This is a genomic window from Actinokineospora alba (assembly GCF_004362515.1).
In the GTDB taxonomy this organism is placed as follows: domain Bacteria; phylum Actinomycetota; class Actinomycetes; order Mycobacteriales; family Pseudonocardiaceae; genus Actinokineospora; species Actinokineospora alba.
On the sequence record NZ_SNXU01000001.1, the window covers coordinates 3,388,605 to 3,411,760 of the forward strand.

20 protein-coding genes are annotated in these 23,156 nt (G+C 70.8%); 8 read left to right on the plus strand and 12 right to left on the minus strand.

The annotated features are described in order from the left end of the window. The first annotated feature begins 11 nt into the window (after positions 1 to 11). Both C8E96_RS15600 and C8E96_RS15605 read left to right on the plus strand, forming a co-directional pair. Positions 12 to 809, plus strand: a complete 798-nt coding sequence (locus C8E96_RS15600) for an ABC transporter ATP-binding protein (protein WP_091374041.1) — start codon at positions 12 to 14, stop codon at positions 807 to 809. A 30-nt stretch (positions 810 to 839) separates the two neighbouring features. After that, positions 840 to 1,382 carry an anthrone oxygenase family protein gene (locus C8E96_RS15605; RefSeq protein ID WP_091374043.1) on the plus strand — a complete coding sequence of 181 codons (543 nt, stop codon included), beginning with the start codon at positions 840 to 842 and terminating at the stop codon, positions 1,380 to 1,382. 175 nt (positions 1,383 to 1,557) lie between these two features. Here the strand turns inward: C8E96_RS15605 and C8E96_RS15610 are convergent, their stop codons facing one another. Beyond that, positions 1,558 to 2,541 (minus strand): AraC family transcriptional regulator, encoded by a 984-nt coding sequence (locus tag C8E96_RS15610; RefSeq protein ID WP_091374046.1) that lies wholly within the window; start codon positions 2,539 to 2,541, stop codon positions 1,558 to 1,560. Positions 2,542 to 2,703: 162 nt separating this feature from the next. Here C8E96_RS15610 and C8E96_RS15615 point away from each other — a divergent pair, with 162 nt between their 5' ends. Then, positions 2,704 to 3,171, plus strand: a complete 468-nt coding sequence (locus tag C8E96_RS15615) for an anthrone oxygenase family protein (RefSeq protein ID WP_091374049.1) — start codon at positions 2,704 to 2,706, stop codon at positions 3,169 to 3,171. Positions 3,172 to 3,212: 41 nt separating this feature from the next. Here the strand turns inward: C8E96_RS15615 and C8E96_RS15620 are convergent, their stop codons facing one another. The 10 genes from C8E96_RS15620 to C8E96_RS15665 all read right to left on the minus strand — a co-directional run bounded on the left by C8E96_RS15620 (position 3,213) and on the right by C8E96_RS15665 (position 13,369). Next, a complete protein-coding gene (locus C8E96_RS15620; RefSeq protein WP_091374052.1) occupies positions 3,213 to 4,634 on the minus strand; it encodes a multicopper oxidase family protein in 1,422 nt (473 codons plus the stop codon). 4 nt (positions 4,635 to 4,638) lie between these two features. Further along, a complete protein-coding gene (locus C8E96_RS15625; protein WP_091374054.1) occupies positions 4,639 to 5,124 on the minus strand; it encodes a hypothetical protein in 486 nt (161 codons plus the stop codon). Then, positions 5,121 to 5,780, minus strand: coding sequence for a DUF6875 domain-containing protein (locus tag C8E96_RS15630; RefSeq protein ID WP_091374328.1), 660 nt, complete (start codon positions 5,778 to 5,780; stop codon positions 5,121 to 5,123). The genes C8E96_RS15625 and C8E96_RS15630 overlap by 4 nt, the downstream gene beginning before the upstream one ends. Continuing rightward, positions 5,777 to 6,412, minus strand: coding sequence for a GNAT family N-acetyltransferase (locus C8E96_RS15635; RefSeq protein WP_091374055.1), 636 nt, complete (start codon positions 6,410 to 6,412; stop codon positions 5,777 to 5,779). The genes C8E96_RS15630 and C8E96_RS15635 overlap by 4 nt, the downstream gene beginning before the upstream one ends. 50 nt (positions 6,413 to 6,462) lie before the next feature. After that, on the minus strand, positions 6,463 to 7,827 hold the full coding sequence (locus C8E96_RS15640; RefSeq protein ID WP_166658016.1) for a pyridoxal phosphate-dependent decarboxylase family protein: 1,365 nt from the start codon (positions 7,825 to 7,827) through the stop codon (positions 6,463 to 6,465). A gap of 155 nt (positions 7,828 to 7,982) precedes the next feature. Further along, a complete protein-coding gene (locus tag C8E96_RS15645; protein ID WP_091374058.1) occupies positions 7,983 to 8,831 on the minus strand; it encodes an alpha/beta fold hydrolase in 849 nt (282 codons plus the stop codon). Next, positions 8,828 to 9,298: an SRPBCC family protein gene (locus C8E96_RS15650; RefSeq protein WP_091374061.1), complete on the minus strand. Its 471-nt coding sequence runs from the start codon at positions 9,296 to 9,298 to the stop codon at positions 8,828 to 8,830. Before C8E96_RS15650 ends, C8E96_RS15645 begins: the two co-directional genes overlap by 4 nt. Before the next feature lie 86 nt (positions 9,299 to 9,384). Then, positions 9,385 to 10,884: an FAD-binding protein gene (locus C8E96_RS15655; RefSeq protein WP_091374337.1), complete on the minus strand. Its 1,500-nt coding sequence runs from the start codon at positions 10,882 to 10,884 to the stop codon at positions 9,385 to 9,387. Positions 10,885 to 10,901: 17 nt separating this feature from the next. Continuing rightward, positions 10,902 to 12,461, minus strand: coding sequence for a flavin-containing monooxygenase (locus C8E96_RS15660; RefSeq protein WP_091374064.1), 1,560 nt, complete (start codon positions 12,459 to 12,461; stop codon positions 10,902 to 10,904). 11 nt (positions 12,462 to 12,472) lie between these two features. After that, a complete protein-coding gene (locus tag C8E96_RS15665; protein WP_091374342.1) occupies positions 12,473 to 13,369 on the minus strand; it encodes a class I SAM-dependent methyltransferase in 897 nt (298 codons plus the stop codon). A gap of 191 nt (positions 13,370 to 13,560) precedes the next feature. Between C8E96_RS15665 and C8E96_RS15670 the strand changes: the two genes are divergently transcribed. The 5 genes from C8E96_RS15670 to C8E96_RS15690 all read left to right on the plus strand — a co-directional run bounded on the left by C8E96_RS15670 (position 13,561) and on the right by C8E96_RS15690 (position 19,616). Next, entirely contained in the window at positions 13,561 to 13,821 is a 261-nt protein-coding gene (locus C8E96_RS15670; protein ID WP_091374066.1) for a hypothetical protein, read from the plus strand. A 4-nt stretch (positions 13,822 to 13,825) separates the two neighbouring features. Continuing rightward, entirely contained in the window at positions 13,826 to 14,818 is a 993-nt protein-coding gene (locus C8E96_RS15675; RefSeq protein WP_091374070.1) for a 3-oxoacyl-ACP synthase III family protein, read from the plus strand. Next, complete coding sequence (locus C8E96_RS15680; RefSeq protein WP_091374072.1) at positions 14,808 to 15,560, plus strand: 3-oxoacyl-ACP reductase family protein; 753 nt, start codon at positions 14,808 to 14,810, stop codon at positions 15,558 to 15,560. Before C8E96_RS15675 ends, C8E96_RS15680 begins: the two co-directional genes overlap by 11 nt. 635 nt (positions 15,561 to 16,195) lie before the next feature. Further along, the gene (locus tag C8E96_RS15685; RefSeq protein WP_091374347.1) at positions 16,196 to 17,737 is read left to right on the plus strand and encodes an acyl-CoA carboxylase subunit beta; all 1,542 of its coding nucleotides are present in this window, start codon (positions 16,196 to 16,198) and stop codon (positions 17,735 to 17,737) included. 580 nt (positions 17,738 to 18,317) lie between these two features. Next, positions 18,318 to 19,616: an AAA family ATPase gene (locus tag C8E96_RS15690; protein WP_091374075.1), complete on the plus strand. Its 1,299-nt coding sequence runs from the start codon at positions 18,318 to 18,320 to the stop codon at positions 19,614 to 19,616. Positions 19,617 to 19,675: 59 nt separating this feature from the next. Here C8E96_RS15690 and C8E96_RS15695 read toward each other — a convergent pair whose 3' ends face one another. Then, on the minus strand, positions 19,676 to 23,047 hold the full coding sequence (locus tag C8E96_RS15695; protein ID WP_091374078.1) for an ATP-binding protein: 3,372 nt from the start codon (positions 23,045 to 23,047) through the stop codon (positions 19,676 to 19,678). Positions 23,048 to 23,156 lie beyond the last annotated feature (109 nt).

Here is a 23,156-nt window from a genome sequence, read left to right on the forward strand (position 1 = left end):
GAGGGACGGTCATGGGCTCGATCAACGGCTTAGTCGACACAGTGGACGCTCGGTCTGTCGACTTCGGACTCGGGGTGCGCGGCTACGAGGGGCCCGCTGCCGCGATCCGCGAACAACCTTGCACGGTCCCGCTGCTGTCGGTGCGCGGCCTGCGCGCGTCGTTCGACGGCCGGGTGGTCGTCGACGACGTCGGCTTCGACATCCGGTCGGGCGAGGCGTACGGGCTGGTCGGCCCGGCGGGTGCGGGCAAGAGCACGACGGTGCGCATCGTCAGCGGCCTGCTCAGCGACTACCGCGGGTCGGTCATGGTGCGCCGCAAGCCGATCGCCACGATCGGCGACCGCGCGCTGCGGGAGTCGGTGGGCTATGTGCAGCAGTGCGTGGTGATGGTGCCGTCCGCCACCGTGGGCGAGACCATCCGGTTCTGGGCGAGGTTTCTCGACCTGCCCGCGGGCGTCCGCCGCGAGCGGGCCGCCGACGTCCTCGCCGCGGTCGGGTTGCGCGACCAGGTGGGCGAACGGGTCGACCGCTGCTCCGGCGGCGTGCTGCGCGAGCTGAGCCTCGCGGTGGCGCTGTTGCACCGGCCGCGACTGCTGGTGCTCGACCACCCGACCGCCGGCATTGACCCGACCAGCCGAGTGCGCCTGCTCCAGACGCTCCGCGGCTTGCGCGAAGAGGGTGTTTCGCTGCTGTACGCCAGCCGGGATCTTGACGAAGTCCGGCAAGTGTGCGACCGCTTTGGCTTGCTGCACAACGGATATATGGTCGCGGAGGGAGCGACCCGCGACCTGTCGTCCGCTCACGCCTGACTGGACGACGCGGACGAAGACGGAGAGACGATGACGCAGACCAGAGACCAGCCTTCGACGAAGCGCCGCCTGGCCGGGCCGGTGTTGTGGCTGGCCACGATGACCGTGGGGCTGATCGCCGGGGTGTTCTACGCTTTCGCGATCTCGGTGATGCCCGCGCTCGCCAAGACCGACGACCGGACGTTCGTCGACACCATGCAGAACATCAACAGAGCCATCGAGAACGGCGCCTTCGGGTCGGCGTTCCTGGGCTCGTTCGTGTTCACGGGGGCGGCGGCGATCATGGAACACCGGCTGGGGCGTCGGGCGGCGGCTCGGTGGGTCTTGGCGTCGTTTCTGCTGTATGTGGTTGCTGTGGCGATCACGATGGGTGTGAATGTGCCGCTGAACCAGGACCTTGAGGCCGCGGGCGCTCCCGCGTCGATTCCCGATCTCGCGGCGGTTCGGGCTGCCTTTGAGGGGCCGTGGAACTCGGCGCACCTGGTGCGGACCGTGGCTTGCGTGCTGGCGCTTGGGTGTTTGGGCCGGGCGTTGTGGCTGCATGGCCGGGCGGAGCGTGCCGACGGTCAGTGACCGCCGGTCCGGATGGCCGTCGATCCGCTTCCTGGAGCGGATCGACGGCCTTTCGCTGTGCCGGCTTCCGTTGTGGCTGCGTTCTTTGGGCCTGGCGACGAGGGTGCGGGGGGAAATGCGGGGATTGTGAGCAAACCCCTCGTGCCTTGGGGAACCGGTGTCTTGTCTCGGGCCGCTAGGAGACGGCGGCGACGGGGACGCCGGGGTTGGTCGCGGCCTGTCGGATGTAGTCCTGTGGTGAGAGGCCTCGCACCCGTTTGAAGGCGGCGCTGAGGGCGAAGGCGGTGCTGTAGCCGACTTTCCTTGCCACGGACCCGATCGTGGTTTCCGTTTCGCGCAGGAGGTCGGCGGCCAGGGCCAGGCGGAGGCTGGTCAGGTAGTTCATGGGAGGTTCGCCCACCAACGCGGTGAAGCGTCTCGCCAGGGCGGCTCGGGACACGCCCACGCGAGTGGCCAGGTTGGCCACCGTCCAGCCGTACGCCGGTTCGGCGTGCAGCAGCCGCAGGGCGGCGCCCACGACCTCGTCGTGCTGGGCTCGGTACCAGGCGGGGGCGCCCACGCCGGGGCTGGCCAGCCAGGCTCGCAGGACGCTGACCAGGACCAGGTCCAGGATGCGGTCCAGGACCAGTTCCTGGCCCGGCTCCTGCCGCAGCATTTCGACTTCCAGCAACGACACCAGGGCGCTGTCGCCCGCGTCGATGGGACGGACCAGGACCGGCGGCAGGGCTCCGAAGAGGCGTTGGCCGATTTCTCGCTGCATCTGGTACGTGCCGCTGAGCATGACCGCGGAGCCGCAGGGGTCCTCACCCCAGGTGCGGACCCCCAGATCCCTGGAGCTGCCGATGTCGTGGCCGTCGATGGTCGCGCAGCGCTGCCCCGGGTGGATGATCACCTGCGGTGGCGTGTCCGGGTGGTCGGCGATCGTGTACGGCGTGGGGCCGCGCATGATCGCGACCTCGCCGGGGTGCAGCGCCACCGGGTCGCCGCCGTCGGGGACGATCCAGGCGTCGCCCTGGGCCATGGTGACCAGGGACAACGGGGCCCGGTCCTCGATGCGCATGGACCACGGGGGGTTGAGGATCGAGCGGAGCAGGAAGGCTCCGCGGGCTCTCGGTCCGTCCAGCAGACCGGTCAACGTGTCGTCCGCCAGCGTGCTCATGACACTAATGTAGACGAATACGCATGTTCATGGGTGAAGATTGCATGAATCGTCTCGGTGATCTTGCATCCGCCAAATGGGGGACATCGATCTTGACGGTCCCGCCCAGTAGGTTTCACCCGCGGTGTCCGATCGGATGTCCCGGTCTGCGGAAGGTGGCCGATGTCCCAGGTGGTGCTGGTGCTCGCGACGATCACGTCGGGATTGATCGCGGGTCTGTTCTTCGCTTTTTCCTGCTCGGTGATGCTCAGCCTCGACGGCGTCGAGGACCGGGTGTTCGTGGACGTGATGCAGCGGATCAACCGCCGCATCCAAAATGGACTGTTCGGTCTGGTGTTCATGGGGGCGCTGCTCAGCTCCGCCGCGGTCATCGTGATCGACCTGACCGGCGACAGCGGGACGAACGTGCGTGCGCTGGTCGGCGCGGCGCTGTTCCTGGTGTCACTGCTGATCACCTTCGCCATCAACATCCCGCTCAACAACCGGCTCGACGCGGCCGGTCCGGTCGCCCGGGCCGACGTCGCCCAGGCGCGCAAGGCGTTCGAGGGGCCTTGGGTGCGGTGGAACCACGTCCGGATGGTCGTCGCGACCGCCGGGTTTGTGTTCCTCTGCTTGGCGTTGCAGAACTAAGACGCGCCTGGCCCGCCCACGCGGGCGGGCCAGGCGGCCGTTCACGCGACGATCCTCAGCTGCGCCATCATGGCCAGCGACGAGTGGTCGAGGAAATGGCAGTGGAACGGGTAGATCCCCGTGTGCCTGCTGTCGAACGTCACCAGGATCCGCACGGTGCTGCCCGGCGGCACGGCCACCGTGTCCTTCGGGTACGCCTCCCATTCCGGCGCGCGCACGCCGTCGCGGTCGAGGACGCGGAACTGCACCAGGTGCAGGTGCAGCGAGTGCGGCACCTGCAGCAGCGTGTCCAGGTTGGTGATCTCCCACAGTTCCGTGGTTCCCCGCTTGACGGTGAAGTCGATCCGCTGCGGGTCATACGCCTTGCCGTTGATCAGGAACCCGGCCAGCGGGTCGAAGCTCAGCAGCACCTTGCGGGTCACCGTCGGAGTTCGAGGCGCGGGCACGGCGGCGAGCGTCTCCGGGATGACCGAGTCGTCGCGCTCGGGGTGGCCGACCACGTCGAACCGCAGGACTCGGGTGGCGCTGTCCGCCTCGCCGTCGGCGTTCTCCAGGACGATCTGCGTGCCCTCGGCGTACGGGGCGAAGTCGACCACGACGTCGGCGCGCTCGGCGGCCCACAGGGTGATCTCGGACCGCTGGACGGGCCTGCCGAGCAGGCCGCCGTCGCTGCCGAGCTGGGTGAACTGCGCGCCATTGCTCAGCCGGAACCGGAACGGGCGCTCGTTGGCCCCGTTGACCAGCCGCAGCCGGTAGCGCCGACGCCGCACCTTGAGCCGCGGCTGGGCGACGCCGTTGACCAGCACCATTGTTCGGCCGCCTTGCCCGAACAGCTCCCAGCGCAGCTCGCCGTCGCCGGTGAGGTCGGCGTCGCGGAACAACAGCGGGACGTCGTGGGCGCCGCTGGGAAGCCGCAGCGACGGCCACCCCTCGTCGATCAGGTAGAGCCCGGACAGTCCTCTGTAGACATGTTCGGCCTCCAGGTGGTGCGCGTGGTCGTGGTACCACAGCGTTCCCGGCCGCTGGCTGTTCGGATAGTGGTAGGTCCGCGAGCGCCCGGGGTCGATGGCGTCGAGCGGGTGGCCGTCGCTGTCCTGGGCGACGTTGCCGCCGTGCAGGTGGACCGAGGTCTGGACACCCAAGGTATTCTCCACGGTCACCCGTGCCGCCCGGCCCTGCCTGGCCATGATCGTCGGGCCGGGGAACTGGCCGTTGTAGGTCAGCACCCGCGTGCGCACCCCCGGCACGATCTCGGCCGTGCCCTCGGCGACGGTCAGCCGGTAGTGGTCGGCGTCCGGGCCGACCGCGTGCGGCCGCAACACCTGTGGGACCGGCAGGTCGCGGGCGAACGGTGTGACCGTCCACGATGGACCCAACGCCGAGGTCAGCAACTGCTCGGTGGGGACCGCGAGCACGACACCGCCCACCGCACCGAACTTCAGGGCGTCTCTTCGGTTGAACATCTCATCACACCTTTGCGGGATTGGACGACGGGGAACTCCGCCACGGGACACCGGCGACGGCACACACGACGACCGCGACGACGACCGTGTCGCGCAGGACGGTGGCGGCTGAGGCCAGCGACCCGGTGAGCGACACCGCGCCGCCCAGCGCGGTCGCCGCCACCGCCAAGGTCACGGCCGCGGCGGCGAGTCCGGCGAACCCGGCGAACGCGGGCCACCGATCGCCGCCGAGGCGGGCGGCCACGGTGATCCCCAGGACCATCGGGACCAGGGACAGCGCAAGCAGTCCCGCCGTGTTCGCGACCGCGTCCTCGACCACCGGCGGCGCCAAGACCACGGCGTTCTGGTGGTGGCCGGTATAGGCGAGCGCGTGCGCCCTGGCCATCGGGCTCGGCGTCGGACCGGTGTGCGCCCGCAGCGCCCACGTGGCCGACACCGCGGCGGCCGCCGCGCACAGCAGGATCTGCGCGGTGCGCGGCGGCGTTCTCATGCCGACAGCGCTTCGCGGGAGTCCGTGCTGACCAGCCGGGTGACGAGCTGGTGGCGGACCCTGGCGGGGATCGCGGGCGCGAACCGGCGCAGGTAGCTGTCGGCGTGCCCGAGGTCTCCCACCAGGAACAGCAGGTCGAACACCAGCATCCGGCGCACGGCCAGCAGTGGCACCGGGGCGCGCAGCGGCCGGAACGACGGGTTCCACAGCCCCGGCTCGTCGCACACCGGGTGGAACTGGCCGATCATCAGCCCGTTCGCCACGAAGTCGTCCTTCGCCTTGCGCTGCAGCAGGTCCAGCTCGGTCGAGTCGGTGTAGTCCAGTCCCGGCAGCACGATGAGGACCGCCAGCAGCTCGCGTTCCTCCTCGTCCAGGCCCGTGCTGAGCCGCTCGTGCCACGACCGCAGCCGCGCCACCGTCTTCGACAGATCGGCTCGTGGGTCGCGTGGAACGGCTATATAGAACAGGTCCCGGCGCAGCGAGGGCTGGGTGTAGGGGCACACCGGCCCGCCCCGGCCGAGATCCGGGTGCGGCGAGACCAGGAAGTCCTGGCTCCACCGCAGGACCTCGGTCAGCTCCCTGGCGTGCTCGGCCGGGATCTCGCCTCGTGCTATCTCGTCGGCGGTCCAGACGAACAGATGGTTGTCGCCGTTCACCTCGGTTCCCTCCACATCGGACGTAGCGTCGGCCCGCCGGGCAGCCTGATCACGCTGCCCATCGCGGTGAACCCGAAGCTCAGGCACGCGGCGGCGCCCGAGTCTGAGCTGGCCTCGGCGTAGATCGCCTGCCCCTCGCGGTCGGCCGCCGCGAGCAGCGGCGCCATCGCCGCGGAGATGGCGCCGCCGCCCTGGTGTTCGGGGTGGACGGCGCCGAAGGTGACGTAGTAGTGCTCGCGGTGCGACGGGTGGTGCGCCGCCTGCATCCCAAGGATCGTCAGCAGCAGCGACCCCGCGTCCGCGCCGCCGACCGCGTCGGCCAGCCTGCGCTGGATCTCGTCGTCGCGCTCCTGGGCCCGTTCGACCCCGGCGGGGGAGAGGTACAGCAGCGCCGACTCACGCTCGTCGCCGACGATGATTCCGCCATGGGCAAGGGAAAGCTCGACGAACACGGTGAAGAAGCCGGGCAGCGCGGCCCGCCGGGCCCGCGGATCCGGCAAGATCCAGCGGGTCAGCGGATCGTCGTGGAAGGACGTGCATAGTAGGTCGGTGAGCCAGCCCAGGTCCGCCGCCGTCGCGAGCCGCACACCCACCAGGTCGTTCGACTCCTGTCGCGGTCCTGGGATGTCCATGTAGGTCACCGAGGTGCCCCCTTCCGTAGCTTCGGGAAACCCCTGGTTCGTCACCGGTTCGCGGTGACCAGGTGGCGCACCCGGTCGTGGAGTGTGCCGAGGTACTCCTCGGACTCCGGCTTGATGAGCACGCTGCGGGCGATCCGCGCGGTGTCGGCGTCGGCGGCCACCTCCGGGTGTCTGCGCCGGAAGTCGGCGGCGTCGACGCGCAGCAGGCTGACGTACACCGGGTCGTCGGCGGCGTTCATCCCGGCGCGCAGCAAGGCCTCCGACGCGGCGTCGACCACGCTGAGCCGGGCCGGTTCCGGCTCCGGGCAGTAGGTGACGATGTCGAGGTCCGGGCGCTGGTAGAGGCGCAGTTCGGTGCTGTGCTCGATCAGCTCCGCCCACCGCAGCGCGGCCCGCCTGCTCGCGGCCAGCACCTGGCCGAGCCCGCCGGGGGTGAGCGGGAGCAGCTGCGTGGTCAGCCACAGCCCGGCCGCCGCCGCGCCCGCGCGCGAGCATTCCAGGCTGATCTCGCCGAGATGCAGGTCGGCGTCGGTGAAGTAGGTGTAGGGCGAGTCGTGCGTGAAGTGCCTGGCGTCGGCGGGATCGGCGAAGAGCACCGCGCCGCAGCCATAGGGCTGCAGCCCGTGCTTGTGCGGGTCCACGACCACCGAGTCGCACTGCGCGATCGCCGACCACGGCCTTGTGTCGATGGTGGGGTCGGTTCCGGCCAGCAGCGCGTAGAAGCCGCCGTATGCGGCGTCGACGTGCACGCGGGCGCCGAACTCGCGGGCGAGGGGCAGCACCTCGTGCACGGGGTCCACGGCGCCGAGCCCGGTCGTGCCCGCGGTGACCACGACGGTCCCGATCCGCCCGCCCGCCAACGCGTCGCGCAGCGCGTCGAGGTCGAGCCTGCCCGCGCCGTCGACCGGCAGCCGGTGCCCGGTGATCCCCAGGACGTGGCACATCCGCTCATGCGTGTAGTGGCAGTCGGCGCTGTAGGCGACCCCCTTGCCCGGGTGCGCTTGCCTTGCCACGTAAAGGGCTTCGAGATTCGCGATGGTGCCGCTGGTGGTCAGGTGCCCGGCGTGCGCGGGAAGTCCGAACATGTCGGCCAGTCCCGCGACGCACTCGCGTTCCATCTCGGTGGTGGCGGGCCCGCCCTCGGCGGCGTGGTTGTTCGGGTTGATCAGCATCGCCGTCAGGTAGCCGACGACGGCGGCCGGGTGCGGCGGCTTGACCATCTGGCCCGCGTAGCGCGGGTGGAAGAACGGGTAGTTGTCCTGCAGGCGCTTGCCGAAGCGGGCGTAGGCGGCGGCGAAGGTGTCGTCGTCGACCTGGTGGGACGGGTGCGGGGTGAAGGGGCCGAAGGTCGCGGCCCACTCGTCGATCACGTCGACCGCCCGGGGCAGCCAGCTACGCAAGTCCACTGTGGTTCCTCACGGTCTCGTCGGTTCCAGGCCGTTCGAGGCTGTCGCCGTGCCGCGGTCGGTGGGGACAGCGGCACGGCGACAGCGGGGCGAGGCGCACCGGGGAGAGCGCCTGCGCCGGTTCCGCGCCCGGGGTCGGGGGCGCGGAACCGGGGTCAGTGGGCTATTACCTCGGCGACCGCGGAGACGACCGCGGCGGGTGCTTCGAGCGGGAACATGTGGCCGACACCGGGTTCCGTGCGGAACGTGGCCTCGGGCAGTGCCGCGGCCACCGCCTCGCCGAGGTCGGGGCGGATCATCTTGTCGGCGTCGCCCGCGAGGACGACGGCCGGGATCGGCACGGTCCGCAGGTCGTCGCGCAGGTCCATGCCGCGCGAGGCGCGGAAGTAGTCGGCCCGGACGGTGCGGTCGGTTCCGGCGAACATCCGCCGGTTGGCCTCCGCCGTCGGCGGCGCGGGCTTCTTGGCGCCGAAGGTCTGCCGCAGCATGGCGCGGCCGATCGGCGGGCGGCGCAGCGCCCAGCTGAACACCGCGTTGCCCATCATCTTCACCTCGCTGTTCGGGATGTCCCGGTCGTGCGCGGCGGTGGACAGCAGCACCAGGCCCCGCACCCGCGCCCGCGCGTCGGCGCGCATCGCCGTCACATAAGACATCGCGGCGAACCCGCCGCCGGAGTGCCCGACCACCACGGCGCCGTGGAGGTCGACCGCGCCCAGGACCGCGCCGAGGTCGGCGCCGAGCCGGGCGATGCCGATCGGTTGCGCGCCCAGCGTCGACTTGCCGTGGCCGCGCTGGTCGTAGCTGATCACCCGGTGACCGGCCGCCACCAGGTCCGCCGCGACCGCCCGCCACACCGGCCGCGCGGCGCCCCAGCCGTGGACCAGCACGACAGCGGGGCTGTGCCCGGACACGGGCGACTCGTCGGTGACGGCCAGCTCCGCGCCGTCGTCGGTGCGCACGACCGTGTCGGTGACCTTGGGCCGGTTCGCCGCGCTGCGCGTCATCGGGCGCCCACCAGCGAGTTCAGGTTCGCGAACGCGCCCTGGGTGCCCTTGGAGTGCTGCTCGCCGATGTCGGCGACCTTCGCCAGGACCTTCAGCCAGCCCTGCGGGGCGACCTTGAAGTGCATGGACAGCTTGGTGCGGCGGCCGTCGTCGACCGAGTCGAGGACGAACTCGCTGGTGCCGAGGAACGCGCCCTCGACGTACTCCGCGACCAGCCTGCGGTTGGGCTCGACCGCCGTGGTGCGGGCCTTGAACCGCAGCTTCGGCCCGCCCTTGTCGACACCCTTGGTGTGCACGGTGACGTGGACTTCGCCGCCGACGCGGTCCGGCGGGACCTCGCCCGCCTCGAACGTGTTGGTCGGCACCCACCAGCGCCGCGCGCCGCCGAGTTCGGCGACCAGTTCCCGCCACACGACGTCGGGGGATGAGTCGATGAACGCTTCGTCGATGAGGTCGTAGTCGGTCATGAGTGCCTCCCTGTGGGGGACCGGGAGCCCGCCGACGACAGGCTCCCGGTCAGTCCACTGTGGTCGATCTGGTCAATCGGAACGGGTCACGCGAAGAAGTGCTGCCCCGGCGTGAGGACGCAGTCCGGGTCGTAGCGGCGCTTGGCGTCGAGCAGCCGCGAGTACTGCGAGCCGAAGTGCCCGCGCCACTCACCCGGGGTCATGCCCGGGATCGCGCCGACGGTGTAGCGCTTGGCGCCCAGCGGCTTGCTCAGGTCGTAGAGCCTGCGGTTCTGGTCGAGCATGCGCTGCAGGTTCGGGTCGTCCGGGAACGGGAAGCGCAGCAGGTCGAACAGCCACAGCTTCTCGTCGCGGGTCTCCGGCAGCATGAAGAACGGGTGCGTGAGCTTGCTGCGCAGGAACGGGTACAGGCCGGAGAAGCCGATGCCCAGGTCCGTCGGCTGCAGGTCGGCGATGACCGACGGGATGAACCGCTGCACCGTCGAGGACGGCAGCACCAGGCTCAGCCACGGCTTGGGCTGGTGCCAGAAGCCGGCTTCCTTGAGGTAGGCCTCCAGCGGGTCGATCCGGAAAAGCCAGTCCCGGTAGGGCATCTGGGTGATCTGGATGTCGGCGCGGGTGTCGCGCAGACCCGAGAGGATGCGGTTCTGGTCGGGGGCGGTGGTCGTGTAGTAGACGACCGCCTCGACCTTGTAGCGCCACCCGGAGTCGTCGGCCTTGCGGACGATCTCTCCTTCCTGATGGGTGACCCGGTTCTCGACCATGATCTTTTCCTGGTCGGCGACGAACGTGGCCATGTCCTCGTAGAACAGGTTCATGACCAGCGCCTGCGTCGGCGCGGGCGCCAGCCGGATCAGCGCCTTGGTGATGATGCCGAACTGGCCCGCGCCGCCGACCGCGGCCTGGAACAGCTCCGGCTTGTTGCTCGGCGAGGCCACCACGACGTCGCCGGTGCCGGTCACGATCTCGATGGCCTCGACGGTGTCGCAGAACAGGCCGTGCTTCTGCACCTGCCCGCCGATGCCGCCCACGCTGATCACGCCGCCGATCGACAGGTGCAGGTAGTCGGTGATGCCGATCGTGGTCAGGCCCTGCGCGAGCGCGGCGTCGGTCAGCTCGGCGATCGTGACGCCGGTGTCCACCCAGGCCCGGCCGCGGGAGATGTAGTGGATCCGGTTGAGCTTGCGCGAGTCGATCGAGATGCCGCCGGGCACCAGGGCCTGGCCGTAGCTGGAGTGCGACTCGTAGTACGCGGGCTCGTTGCCGCTCTGGCCGTTCATCGCGATCTTGAGGCCGTTGCGGCGGGCGTAGCCGACCATCTTCGCGATGTCCTGCACCGAACCGGGACGTAACACCGCGCGCGGGGTGCCGGTCACCAGCACGCCGAAGTCCTTGCCGAACCCTTCGAGGGAGGCGCCCGCGGTCTCCAGCACGCCGTCGAGCGTCGGCAGGGAGTTGTAGGGGCCCGGCGAGGCCTGCGCCGCGGTGACGAACGCGGAGTTGGCCACGCTCCACCCGACGATGGTCGCGGCCGCACCGGCGGCGCCGCTCTTGAGGATGTTTCGCCGCGAGAGCGAACTGGTCATTGCTTTCTCCGCCTTCTTCACTGGTTGATCACCGCTGGCATGGGGTCCCCGACGGACGTGGCGATGCGGTAGGCGCCGACATCGACGCGCTTGGTGGCCTTGCGGAAGCGCCACGTGTAGGTGGGCCAGATCGACGGGTTGCGGTCGGTGCCGTCCATGTACCAGCTCTGGCAGCCGCCGACGGTCCACACTGTGCCCTCGAGCTTCGCGTCGAGCCGCGCGTTGTACGCGGTCTGCGCCTCGGACCGAACCTCCACACTGGACAGTTCGCGCTTGTCCATCAGCTTCAGCGCGTCGAGCACGTGCGCGATCTGCGCCTCGATCATCACCGTCTGGGACGAGTGGCCCAGCGTGGTGTTGGGGCCCAGCAGCATGAACAGGTTCGGGAAGCCCGCGACCGTGGTGCCCGCGTAGGCGGACATGCCCTTGCCCCACGCGTCGGCCAGCTTGACCCCGTCACGGCCCCACAGCCGCTGCGCGACCGGCCGGTTCGTCGCCGCGAACCCGGTGCCGAGGATGATGGCGTCGACCTCGCGGGCGGTGCCGTCGGCGGTGACGACCGAGCTGCCGTCGACCCGCACGATCTTGTCCGTGACCAGCTCGACATTCGGCTGCTGCAGCGCCGGGTACCACTCGTTGGAGAACAGCAGCCGCTTGCAGCCCGCCGCGTAGTCCGGCGTCAGCCGCGCGCGCAGCACCGGGTCCTTGACCTGCTTCTTCAGGTTCTTCTCGGCCATGCCGGTGATGGTCTTCGCGGCCATCTTCGGGCGGGCCAGCATGAACGCCAGGATCTCCCGGCCCCACATGTTGAAGTTGCGGCGGAAGTTCTGATACCCCGGCAGGTTCTTGCGCAGCGCGAGCTGGCCCTTGCCGATCGTCTTGTCCGCCTTCGGCCCCACCCACGGCGCCGTGCGCTGGTGCACGAACAGCTGCCCGACCTTGGGCTGGATCTTCGGCACGAACTGGATCGCCGAGGCGCCGGTGCCGATCACCGCCACCCGCTTGCCGGTCAGGTCGAAGTCGTGGTCCCAGTTGGCCGAGTGGAACTTGGCTCCAGGGAAGGAGTCCAGGCCCTCGATGTCGGGCATCACCGGGTCGCTGAGGTAGCCGGTGCCCGAGACCAGCACCTGGGCGGTGAACTCGCCCTGGCTGGTCTCGATGTGCCAGCGGCGCTCCAGGTCGCTCCACTTCGCCGCGACGAGCTCGTGCCGGAACCTGATGTGCGGGCGCACGCCGAAGCGGTCGGCGCACTCGCGCAGGTAGGCGTAGACCTCGTCGCGCTTGCCGAACGTGGTGCTCCAGTTCGGGTTCTGCGCGAACGAGAACGAGTACAGCAGCGACATGACGTCGCACGCGCAGCCAGGGTAGGAGTTGTCGCGCCAGGTGCCGCCGACCTCGTCGGCCCGCTCCAGCACGACGAAGTCGTCGATGCCCTGCTGCTTGAGCCGAATGGCCATCCCGAGCCCGGAGAACCCGGTCCCGATCACCGCGACGCGGTAGTGCGGCGTGCGGCGGTCGCCGCCGCCTGTGTCATTCCCGGACCGGTCGACCCGGCCGGGCTTGATCGTCCGTGTCATCTCGGCTCTCCTCAGGCCCGCCGGGTCAGGGTCATGCGGAAGTTGTTGAACACGCCGTCTTCGAGGGTGTAGGCGAAGATGTCGAGGTAGCGCTCGAAGCGGGCCACCACGTCCTCACCCTCCATGGCGACGGCCTCGTCGCGGCGCTCGGCGAGCTGCTCGAGCCACACGCGGCACGCGTGGGCGAACGACAGCGGCTCGTTGAGCACCTCGTCGACGACGAACAGCGACTCCGCGCCCGCGGCGAGGTCCTGCAGCTTCGGGATGTAGCAGCCCTGGAACTCCTCGCGCTGCAGGAACTTCAGGTCGTCGATCAGCTCCCGGCGCAGCGGCGGGTTCTCCACGGTCATGATGTGCAGCACCAGCTTGCCCCCGGGCTTGAGCAGCGAGTGGCACTGCTGGAAGAACGCCCGGAACCGCTTGGTCCGCTCGCGCGGGGGGAGCGTGGAGAGCACGAAGTGCTCCAGCGCGTTGATGCAGAACGCGGCGTCGTAGGGATCGTCCGCGCGGTGGTCTTCCCAGCTCTCGACGAGCACCTTGACCCGGTCGTTGCCCAGGGCGTCGATGTACTGCTTCTGGGTGCGGCTGAGCGTGACGCCCACCGCTTCCTCGGCCCCGTGCACCGCGGTGACGCGGTTGAGCATCGTGCCCCAGCCACAGCCGATGTCGAGCACCCGCTTGGCGCCGGCGGCGCCCGCGATCTCGATGAACGAGTCGAGCTTGCGCTCCTGGGCCAGGTCGTGCGCGGCGCGCAGGTCCTCGCCGTCGTTCCAGTAGCCGCCGGAGTACATCATCTGCGGTCCGAGCAGCAGCCGGTAGAACTCGTTGCTCACCTCGTAGTGGTGCCGGATGGCATCGACCTCTGGGTTGATCACCTTGCTCTCAAACCGCTCATTGACAACGGTCATCGCCTTGCCCCATTTCGTCACGTTCCTGGACGTGTGCCGCCTCTGCGCCATGAGGTAAGCGCGCCGATCGCAACAGCGGCGCAACACGACCGGCGTTGCGGGTTCGTTGCGCGGCCACGGGTTACATCCGGACAGGACCTCGCCGCTGGGCGGCGAGCCCACCGAAAGCCGAACCGTGAGGAGCGAAGCTGATGGATCTGCCTACCGTCGAGGAGCTGGCCGGCCAGTTGGCCGCCGTGTCAGGTGCCGAGAACGTCGACGTCGACGCGCCTCTGCTGCAGCTGGCGGATGTCGACTCGCTCGACCTGATGGAGTGGCTGTACGGCTTCCAGAACAAGTACCCGGACGTGCCCGCCGACGAGTCGCTGTTCAAGGACATCGACGACACCACGACCCTGCGGGCCGTGCACGAGAAGCTGATGGCCCTGGCCCCCGCCGCGGCGCGGAGCTAGCGACGTGAGCGGCTTCGACATCGCGGGCTGGGGGATCAGCGTCCCGGAGCGGGTCCTGTCCAGCGTCGAGATCGCCGAGCGGCTGGGCGTCGACGAGGACTGGATCGTCAGCCGCTGCGGCATCCGGGAGCGGCGCATCGTCGGCCCCGGCCAGACGACGGCGTCGCTGGCGATCGAGGCGGGCGCGCGGGCGTTGGAGAAGGCCGGGCTCACCGGCGCCGACATCGCGCACCTCATCGTCGCCACCGCGACACCCGAGCAGCTCTCACCGGCCACGTCGGCCTTCGTGCACCACGGCCTGGGCATCGCGGGCAGCGCCCACGACGTCAACGCCGAGTGCTCGGGGTTCGTCTACGCGCTGATGACCGCGGCGGCGTGGATGGCGATCGACCCGCGGCCGTGCCTGATCATCGGGTCGGACACGCACTCGCTCACCGTCGACCCGAACGACCGCGACCTGAGCATCCTGGTCGGCGACGGCGCAGGCGCGGTGGTGCTGACGCCGAGCCCGGACACGTGGATCCGCGCGTGGAACCTCGGCGCGGACGGGTCCAAGCACGACAGCCTCAAGGTGGTGGCGGGCGGCAGCCGGATGCCCACCACGGCCGAGACAGTCGAGCAGGGCTTGCACTACGCGAAGATCAACGGCAACGAGATCTACCTCAACGCCGTGCGGTTCAGCGTCCGCACGATCCGGGCGACGCTGGAGCAGGCCAAGGTGGGGGTCGACGACCTCGACCACGTCGTCCCGCACCAGGCCAACATCCGGATCATCAACTCGATCCTGAGCCACACCGGGGTCGCGCCGGAGAAGCTGGTCACCAACCTCGACCGGTACGGCAACACGGCGTCGGCGTCGATCCCGATCGCGCTGGCCGAGGCCCTGGACGCGGGCCGGATCGCCGACGGCGACCTGGTGCTGCTCGCGGGCTTCGGGGCGGGGATGACGTGGGGTTCGATCCTTCTGCAGTGGGGCGGTGTCACCGATGAGTCGTGAGCGGACGGGTGCCAGGCCGGAACAGCCGGTCGCCCTGGTCACCGGCGGGTCCGGTGGGTTGGGTCAGGCCCTGGCTATGGAGCTGGACGCCCTGGGCTGCCGAGTGGCGGTGCACTACAACAGTTCCAAGGACCGGGCGCGGGCGGTCGCCGACAAGCTGACCAACGACTCGGTCGTCATCGGCGGCGATGTGGCGTCGTACGAAGCGGTCACCGAGATGTACGCGGCGATCCGGGAAGCGCTGGGCCCGGTCGACGTCCTGGTGAACAACGGAGCCATTCGCCGGGACGGCCTGATGGCCATGCAGGACCCGGCGGACTGGCGGGCGGTGATCGAGACGAACCTGATCGGCCCGTTCCACACCGCCCGGGTGTGCGTCGGCCACATGCTCCGCCAGCGGTGGGGACGCGTGATCAACATCGTGTCCCCGTCCGGCATCATCGCCACCGCGGGCCAAACCGCCTACGGCGCCTCGAAATCCGGCGTCATCGGCTTCACCCGGACCCTGGCCGCCGAATGCGGCAGGCGAGGCGTGACGGTGAACGCGCTGTCGCCGGGGTTCATGATCACCGACATGACCAAGGACCTGCCGGACCAGGTCATGAACGGCATCAAGGAAAAGGCACCGATCCCGCGCTTCGGGACCACGGAGGAGGTGGCCCGCAGCATGGCCCTGTTCCTCGACGGGGACTACATGACGGGCCAGGTGATCAGCATCGATGGCGGCGTCAGCGTCACGTGAGTCGGCCCGCTCCGGGGTGGTCAGGTCACCCCGGAGCGATAGCCGAACCCCCTGACAACCAACCGGCGCCACCCGCTCCCTCCAGCCACTTATCCACAATCCACCCACTTGTCCACAGCACCACCCACAACCCCCCTTTCCGTCACCCCCCACCGATAGACTGGCCAAGGGCTGTCCCCCCAGGGAAGGGCGGGGGCTGCGCGCTCGGGGTTTCGCGTTCGAGGGTTCATGCGGGGGCCGCCTGCTCGGGGTTTCGCGTTCGAGGGTTCATCCGGGGCTGCCTGCTCGGGTTCGTGTCGGGAGATTCGTGCGCGGGGCGGCCTGGGTTGCCGGTGTCCGTGCCTTCGGAGGCGTAGTCCGCCGCGGCAGCCGTCGGGTCGAACCCGGGGCGGGCTGTCCTTGAGCGTGGATGGGCCGGCTTCTCCGCGGCGAGCGTTTCCTTGCCGTGCGGTGCTTTGCCCGCGGGCCGGCAGGCGGTGCGTCGGTCGGCGTTCGCGGGGCGGCAACCCGCGAACCTGTCCGCGCGGGTCGGCGGGAGTGTGCCGGTGGGCGGGTTTCTACCGGGAAGTGAGCCGCTCGTGACCGCTGTCGACGATGGCCCCTCCGTTCAGTTCGATCTGTCCACTGTGGACGACATGTCCACCCGGGTCCGCGAGCTGCGGCGCAGGCGTGCCCGAGCCCATGATGGGCCCAGTCCCGCCGCGACCGAGGCGCAGCACGCGCGGCGGAAGCTGACGGTTCGGGAGCGGCTCGACATCCTCCTCGACCCGGGTTCCTTCGTGGAGATCGACACCCTGCGCACCCATCGGGCCACCGGGTTCGGCATGGCCGACCGCAAACCCCCGGGCGATGGTGTCGTCATCGGGTGGGGCGCCATCGAAGGGCGCACGGTTTTCGTGCACGCGCACGACTTTCGGGTCTTCGGCGGCTCGCTCGGAGAGGCGCACGCGCAGAAGATTCACAAGATCATGGATTTGGCGGAGTCGACCGGTGCGCCGCTGATCGGGCTCAACGACGGTGCGGGAGCCCGCATCCAAGAGGGCGTCACCGCCCTGGCCGGGTACGGCGGCATCTTCCGCCGCAACGTGCGGATGTCCGGTGTGGTGCCGCAGATCAGTGTCATGCTCGGCCCCTGCGCGGGCGGCGCCGCGTACTCACCGGCGCTGACGGACTTCGTGTTCATGGTGCGCGACGTCGCCCAGATGTTCGTCACCGGCCCCGACGTCGTGCACGCCGTCACCGGTGAGCAGGTGACGCACGACGAACTCGGCGGCGCCGACGTGCACACCCGGACCGGGGTGGCCACCTTCGTCCACGACGACGAGGAGAGCTGCCTGCTCGACGTGCGCTACCTGGTGTCGCTGCTCCCCGCCAACAACCAGCAGCCCCCACCTGTGGTGACCACGGCCGACCCCGCCGACCGGCGCGCCGACGCCCTGCTCGACCTCGTGCCGGCCGAGCCCGGCCGCGCCTACGACATGCGCGCGGTGATCGCCGAGATCGTCGACGACGGCGAGTACCTGGAACTGCACGAGGACTGGGCCACCAACATCGTCTGCGCGCTGGCCCGGGTCGACGGCGCGACCGTCGGGATCGTCGCCAACCAGCCGCAATCGCTTGCGGGGGTGCTGGACATCGCGTCCGCGGAGAAGGCCGCCCGGTTCGTCCAGACCTGCGACGCCTTCAACATCGCGCTGGTCACGCTGGTCGACGTCCCCGGATTCCTCCCCGGCACCGGCCAGGAGCACAGCGGGCTCATCCGGCACGGCGCCAAACTGCTCTACGCCTACTGCGCGGCCACCGTCCCGCGCGTGCAGGTGATCCTGCGCAAGGCCTACGGCGGCGCCTACATCGTGATGGACTCGCGGTCCATCGGCGCCGACCTGTCCTTCGCCTGGCCTACCAACGAGATCGCGGTCATGGGCGCGGAAGGTGCTGCGAACGTCGTGTTCCGCAAGGAGATCGCCGCCGCGGCCGACCCGGGCGCGGTCCGCGCCCAGCGCATCGCGGAGTACCGGGAGCGGCTCGTGCACCCCTACTACGCCGCCGAGCACGGTCTCGTCGATGACGTGATCGACCCGGCGGACACCCGGTCCGCCATCGCGGGCGCGCTCGCCATGCTCCGCACGAAACGGGCGACATATCCGCTCGCGAAACACGGGAACCCGCCCCTATGACCGCGCGTCCTGGTAGTCGACCGGATCTTGTCGTCAGGCCGGACGCCACCGACGACGAGATCGCCGCCGTGATCGCCGCACTCGCCCTGTGCGGCCGACCCGACCCCGCCCCCGACCCCCCTATCCGGACTACCCCCCGTACCCGTTTTTACCCGCCTTGTGCATGGGACGCGCCGTCTCGGTAATTGGTGTGATACGCGCCTGGGCACAATATTCCGAATGGTTCTCATCAACGGCGTGCGGCGGTTTCGAGAAAGCGTGAACAACGGATGATTGTCCGTCGTGACGGCCGTCAATTCCGGGTGGCGAATCGGCCGTGTGGGCACCTTGGGCCGCCCGAATGGGTACAGTTTTGCAGCTTTCACCTGCTGGGCAGGTGTTGACAACCATTAAATCAAGGAGTCCGTGACTTGTTTCCAGGACGGTGATCGACTCTCGTTGACGGTCGCCGTTCGAGATAGGTAACATCCGCCGTCGCGGGTGCGAAGAGATAACCGGCCCGACCCGCCGCCCAACCAATGCGCGGTCCACCGTGCCCACGGCCGTACCCACTATTGACGCTTGTGCGGGAGGAGCCCCCATGTCCGAGTCAGGCCCCGCCTTAAGCGGATCCGACACCGGACCGCCGAGCGCCCTGGCCCGCAGCCTGCGCCGCATCGTCGAGGCGCCCTGGCCCCGATCCGAGGCCGAATCCGCCCCCGGGATGATCACCGTCCTGGCCGCCGCGTTCGACGCGGGCGCGCAGCCGGAGATCACCGCTGCCGCCCACGACATCGCGCTGCGCTTCGGTGGCGGCGACACCGCCATGGCGCCGTCCGCCGAGCACGCCGACACGGTGATCAGCGCGGCCTTCCACAGTGTGTGCGACGCGACCCGTGCCGCCCTGGAGATCGCCAGCATGGTCGCCCTCGCCGCGCACGGCGACGGGAACCCGTTGGCGCGGCTGCGGATCGTGCTGTGCACCGCCGCGGACGACGACGGCAGCCTGCCCGGCACCCGTGCCGTAGGAAACGCCCGCGGCCTGCTCGCCGAAGCCGCGGGCGGCCAGATCCTCGCCACCGCGCCGACCGCCGTCGTCGCGGGACCGACCCTGCCCGCCGGCATCGACCTGCTCGACCGCGGCCTGTGGACACCGCTGCCCGACGGACCCCCCGAACGGATCTACGAGATGCGCGTCGGCGGCGCCCACGCCGACCGCGCCGGCGCGTCCAACCTGGAGTGGGCGCGCCGCGCCCTGCACGACCCGGCCGCGGCCAGACCGGCCGACGTCGCCGAACCGCTGCGCGTGGCGCTGTCGGCGTGGCCGTCGGTGGCGGCGGGCTCGGCCAGGATGGTCCTGCTCTGCGGGGGAGAGGCCGCCGACCGCACCGCCGTCCTCGCCGAACTCGCGCTGCGCCTGCACGCCGACGGCGCGCTCGTGCTCTACGGCCGCTGGACCCCGGACGACTTCGGCACCTACCGCGCCTTCCGTGAGGCGCTGGGCTTCCACGCCGCCGCCTGCGGCACCGACCAACTGGTCACCGACCTGCAGGGGTGGGCCGACGAGATCGCGCACCTGCTGCCCGAGGTCGGCGCCCGGGTCGGGGGCGCGCTGCCCGGCCGCTCCGGGTCGACCTTCGAACGCGCGGGCATGTTCGACGCGGTCGGCACCTGGATGCGGGCGATCACCGCGCGCACCCCGACGGTCTTGGTCCTCGACGACGCCGAACGCGCCGAGTCCACCTCGGTCTCGCTGCTGTCGCACGTCTGGCACTCATGCCGCGCGCACCCGCTGATGGTGGTGGTCGCGGCTGACCGCCCCGGCGTAGCCGACCGCCTAGCCGACGTAGCCGCCCACCCCAACCCTTCCGCCCTGGTCAGGGTGGAAGTGGGGGATTAAGGGAGGCGTGCTGTGACATAGCACCAGTCACCCGCCCCGAGCCGCGCCACCAGCGCCAATTATGCAGAGCGGCGTAGGCCTAGGCTCGCGAGGGTCCAGTCGGCTTCGGCTCGCAATGCCTGTGCGCACTGGTGATCGCCCACTTTGCCCCGGTTCTCCAGGGCCTTGGCGAGTGCGTGCTGGGCGACCGCCATCCACGGCCTGGCCCGGCGGCCCGCGAGCTGTGACAGGGCCAGTGAGAGGTGCCGTTCCGCGTCATCCCAGTCGCCAGTGACCACTGCCAGCCTGCCCAAGTGCAGCGCCGCGGTGCCGACGAAGCTGCGGTAACCCACCCCGCACGTCAGCTCCGGGTACGGCAGCAGCAAGTTCCGCACCGCCTCGGCGGTCGCCGGGTCGCCCAGTTCCACCGCGCACAGCGCGAGGACGCCCACCGCGTGCGGCCATTCGTCGCCGGTGGGCATCGGTTCGGCGTTGATCGCGAGCGCGCGCACGGTCAGGTGCGGCAGTCCCCGGTCGCCGCGCAGGATCGCGGCGAGCGCGCGTTCGGCGCCGTCGTAGTGCGGGACCGGCTGCTCCGGCGCGATCGGTTCGCCGCCGTGGCGCAGCCACCGGGCGATGAGCATCTGCCGGTGCGCCAGGCTGCCCGGCGCGGGGACGATCTCGTGTGCGCCCGACCGGTCGCGCAGCGACTCGACGTGCCGGGCCGTGGCCGCGGCGTCGGTCAGCCTGCCGTGGGTGACCGCGACGGCGACGGCGTGTTCGGCGAGTAGCGCGTCACCGGCGGCCACCTCGTCGCCGACACCGTCGTTGACCGCCTCGGCGAGCGCCGCGAGCGCGGTGTCGCGGGCGTCGAGGTCGCCGCTCAGCTCCGCGGTCGAAGCCCGGTGGTGCGCGGCGGCCACGCGGGCGGCCGAGTCACCCACCGACACCGCCACGGTCAGCGCCTCCCCGGCCAGCGTCGCCCGCCACCGCACGTGGTCCGGACCTTCCAGCAGCCGCAGCTCCCCGATCATCGCGGGCAGCGCGCGGGTCAGCGCCGGATCGGGCGCGACGGACGCGGTGAGGGTGCACCGCCGGGCCAGCAGCCGCCCCACCGTGACGTCGTCGACGGTGACCGTGCCGACCCTGGGCGGCGGCGCCTCGGCCACGGTGCGGAGCAGGAGATCGATCATCGCCGCGGCCTCGCCGCGCAGTCGCGGCCGCGAACCCACGGCGTCGGCCAGGCCCAGCGCGGCCTGCGCGGCGATGTTGAGGCGGTGGGTGTGCAAAGCCTGGATGGTCCCGTCGAGAAGGGTTTGGTCGCAGTCATCACGTCCGGCGGCCAGCTGGGCCAGCCCCAGCCGGGTCAGCGCGTCCGCCCGCAGCTCGGTGTCGGTGACCGGCACGTGCGCGAGCGCCTGCTCCAGTAATCGCACCGCCTCGTTCTGCGCGCCCTTGCGGCCCGCCCACGCCGCGGCATGCCAACTTGCCTGCACCGCGCGGGTGTCGCCGTCGGCGTCGGCACCCGCTGACCGGTGGTGCGCCAGCGCCCGGCTGTGCGTGGCGAGGGTGTCGGCCCGGCGGTGCTCGATCGCGTCGGCGAGACGCGCGTGCAGCCACCGTCTTCGGGTCTCGCTGAGCTGCTCATAGACCGCGCGCCGGACCACGTCGTGGGTGTAGCGGTACTTCGGCACCGGCTTGGCGCCGTATCCGGTGGCGATCACCTCGGTCACCAGACCGGCCCCGACCAGCGCGTCGAGCGCGTCCATCGCCTCGTCGACGGTGAGGCACGCGGCGTCGGCGGCCAGGTCGAGCTCGAAGCTGAACCCCGCGACCGCCGCCGCCCGCAGCAGCCTGCGCGGCTCGGCGTCTACGGCGGCCAGGCTCGCGTCGGCGTAGTCGTGCACCCCGACCGGCAGCCGCCTGCCCGGCTCGGGGGCGCCGTCGCGGTACCAGCGCAGCATTTCCACCGTCAGGTACGCGTTGCCCGCGGTGTCGGCCAGCAACCGGTACGGCGGCGGCGCGTCCGCCGCCCGCGCGCTCGCCATCAGCTGCCGCGACAGCGCGCGGACATCGGACTCCTCCAGCCCCGGCACGGTGATCCGGCGCAGCAGCCCGGAGCTGTCGAGGTCGTGCACGAAGTCGGTGTGGGCGGACCGGCGGTGCGCGGCCCGGCTCCCGGCGGTCGCCATGACGAGCATCGAGCAGTCCGGGCCGCTGAGCCGGAACACCCTGCGCAGCAACAGGAACGTGTCCTCGTCGGCCAGGTCGAGGTCGTCGAGCACCAGGCACACCGGCTCCCGCGCCATCGCGACGAGCAACTCGGTGAGCGCGCCGAGCTCAGCCGACCCGGACAGCAGCGACCGCAGGGTCTGCTGCGGGCCCGCGCCGAGCAGCGGCAGCGACTCGGCCGGGGTGGCCGCGACAAAGTCCGCGAGCGCCTGCACCACCGGCTGATAGGGGTTGGTGGCCCCAGGTTCGCCGCGCCCGTAGACCACCAGCCCGCCCGCGCGCCCGATCCGCCGCGCCGCTTCGGTGACCAACCGGGTCTTGCCGACTCCGGGTTCGCCGGTGACCAGGACCAAGTGGCCCCCGCCTTGTTCGGCCCGCGCCCACGAATCGGCCAAGGCGGCCAACTCCGCGCGCCTGCCGCTGAACGGCGTCGCCGCCGCGCTGACCTCACCCGAGCGCGGCCTGCCCCGCCCGCCCGCCGGTCCGCCCAGCAGCTCCACATAGGCGGCCTGCGTCCGCGGCGACGGGTCGATGCCCAACTCGTCGGACAGCACCTGGCGCAGCCGCTGGTAGGCGCGCAGGGCCTCGGCCCGGTTGCCGCCCGCCGCGTGCGCGGTCATCAGACACCGGTGCGCGCTCTCGCTCAGCGGCGCCCGGCGCACGGCCTCGTCGGCGAACCGGACCGCGTCGCGGTCGGCGCCCAGCGCGGCGGCGGCGGCGCTCGCGGTCTCCAACGCCGAGCAGAGCAGCCCGTCGACGTGGTCGCGGACCCCCTCGACCCACTCGCCCTCGTGGTGCGGCAGGAACGGCTCACCCAGGTAGGCCAAGGCATCCTCGGCGCAGTGCCGGGACTCGGCGTAAGCGCCGCGCTCCAACGCGCCGACCGCCGCCCCGACCGCGCGTTCGGCGCACTCCAAGTCGACGGTGGCTTCCTCGGGGATGCGCAGCAGGTAGCGCCTGCCCTGCGCGACGAGCGCCGCGTCGTCACCGCCGCGCGAGACGAACGTCCGCACCCGGCTCACCACGCTGCGCAGCGCCGACGCCCACGTGTCGGGCAGCCCGTCGGGCCAGAGCGTGTCGGCGAGCTGGTCGCGGTCCGTGCCGGTGGCGCGCTCCATGACCAGCCGGGCGAACGCGACCTGCGTCTGCGCGCTGGAGAGCCGCCTCGGCGGCTTGTCGTGCTCTTCGATCGCGACCAGTCCGATTAATCGGATCAGCATGCGCGCTCTCCCCGCCTCGGCGGCCCCGCACAAACGAATAGTCGAGTGAATTGACTCCCTTACCCCGCCTGTCGATCACTCGTGGAGAAACTCTACATGCGGTCGGGAT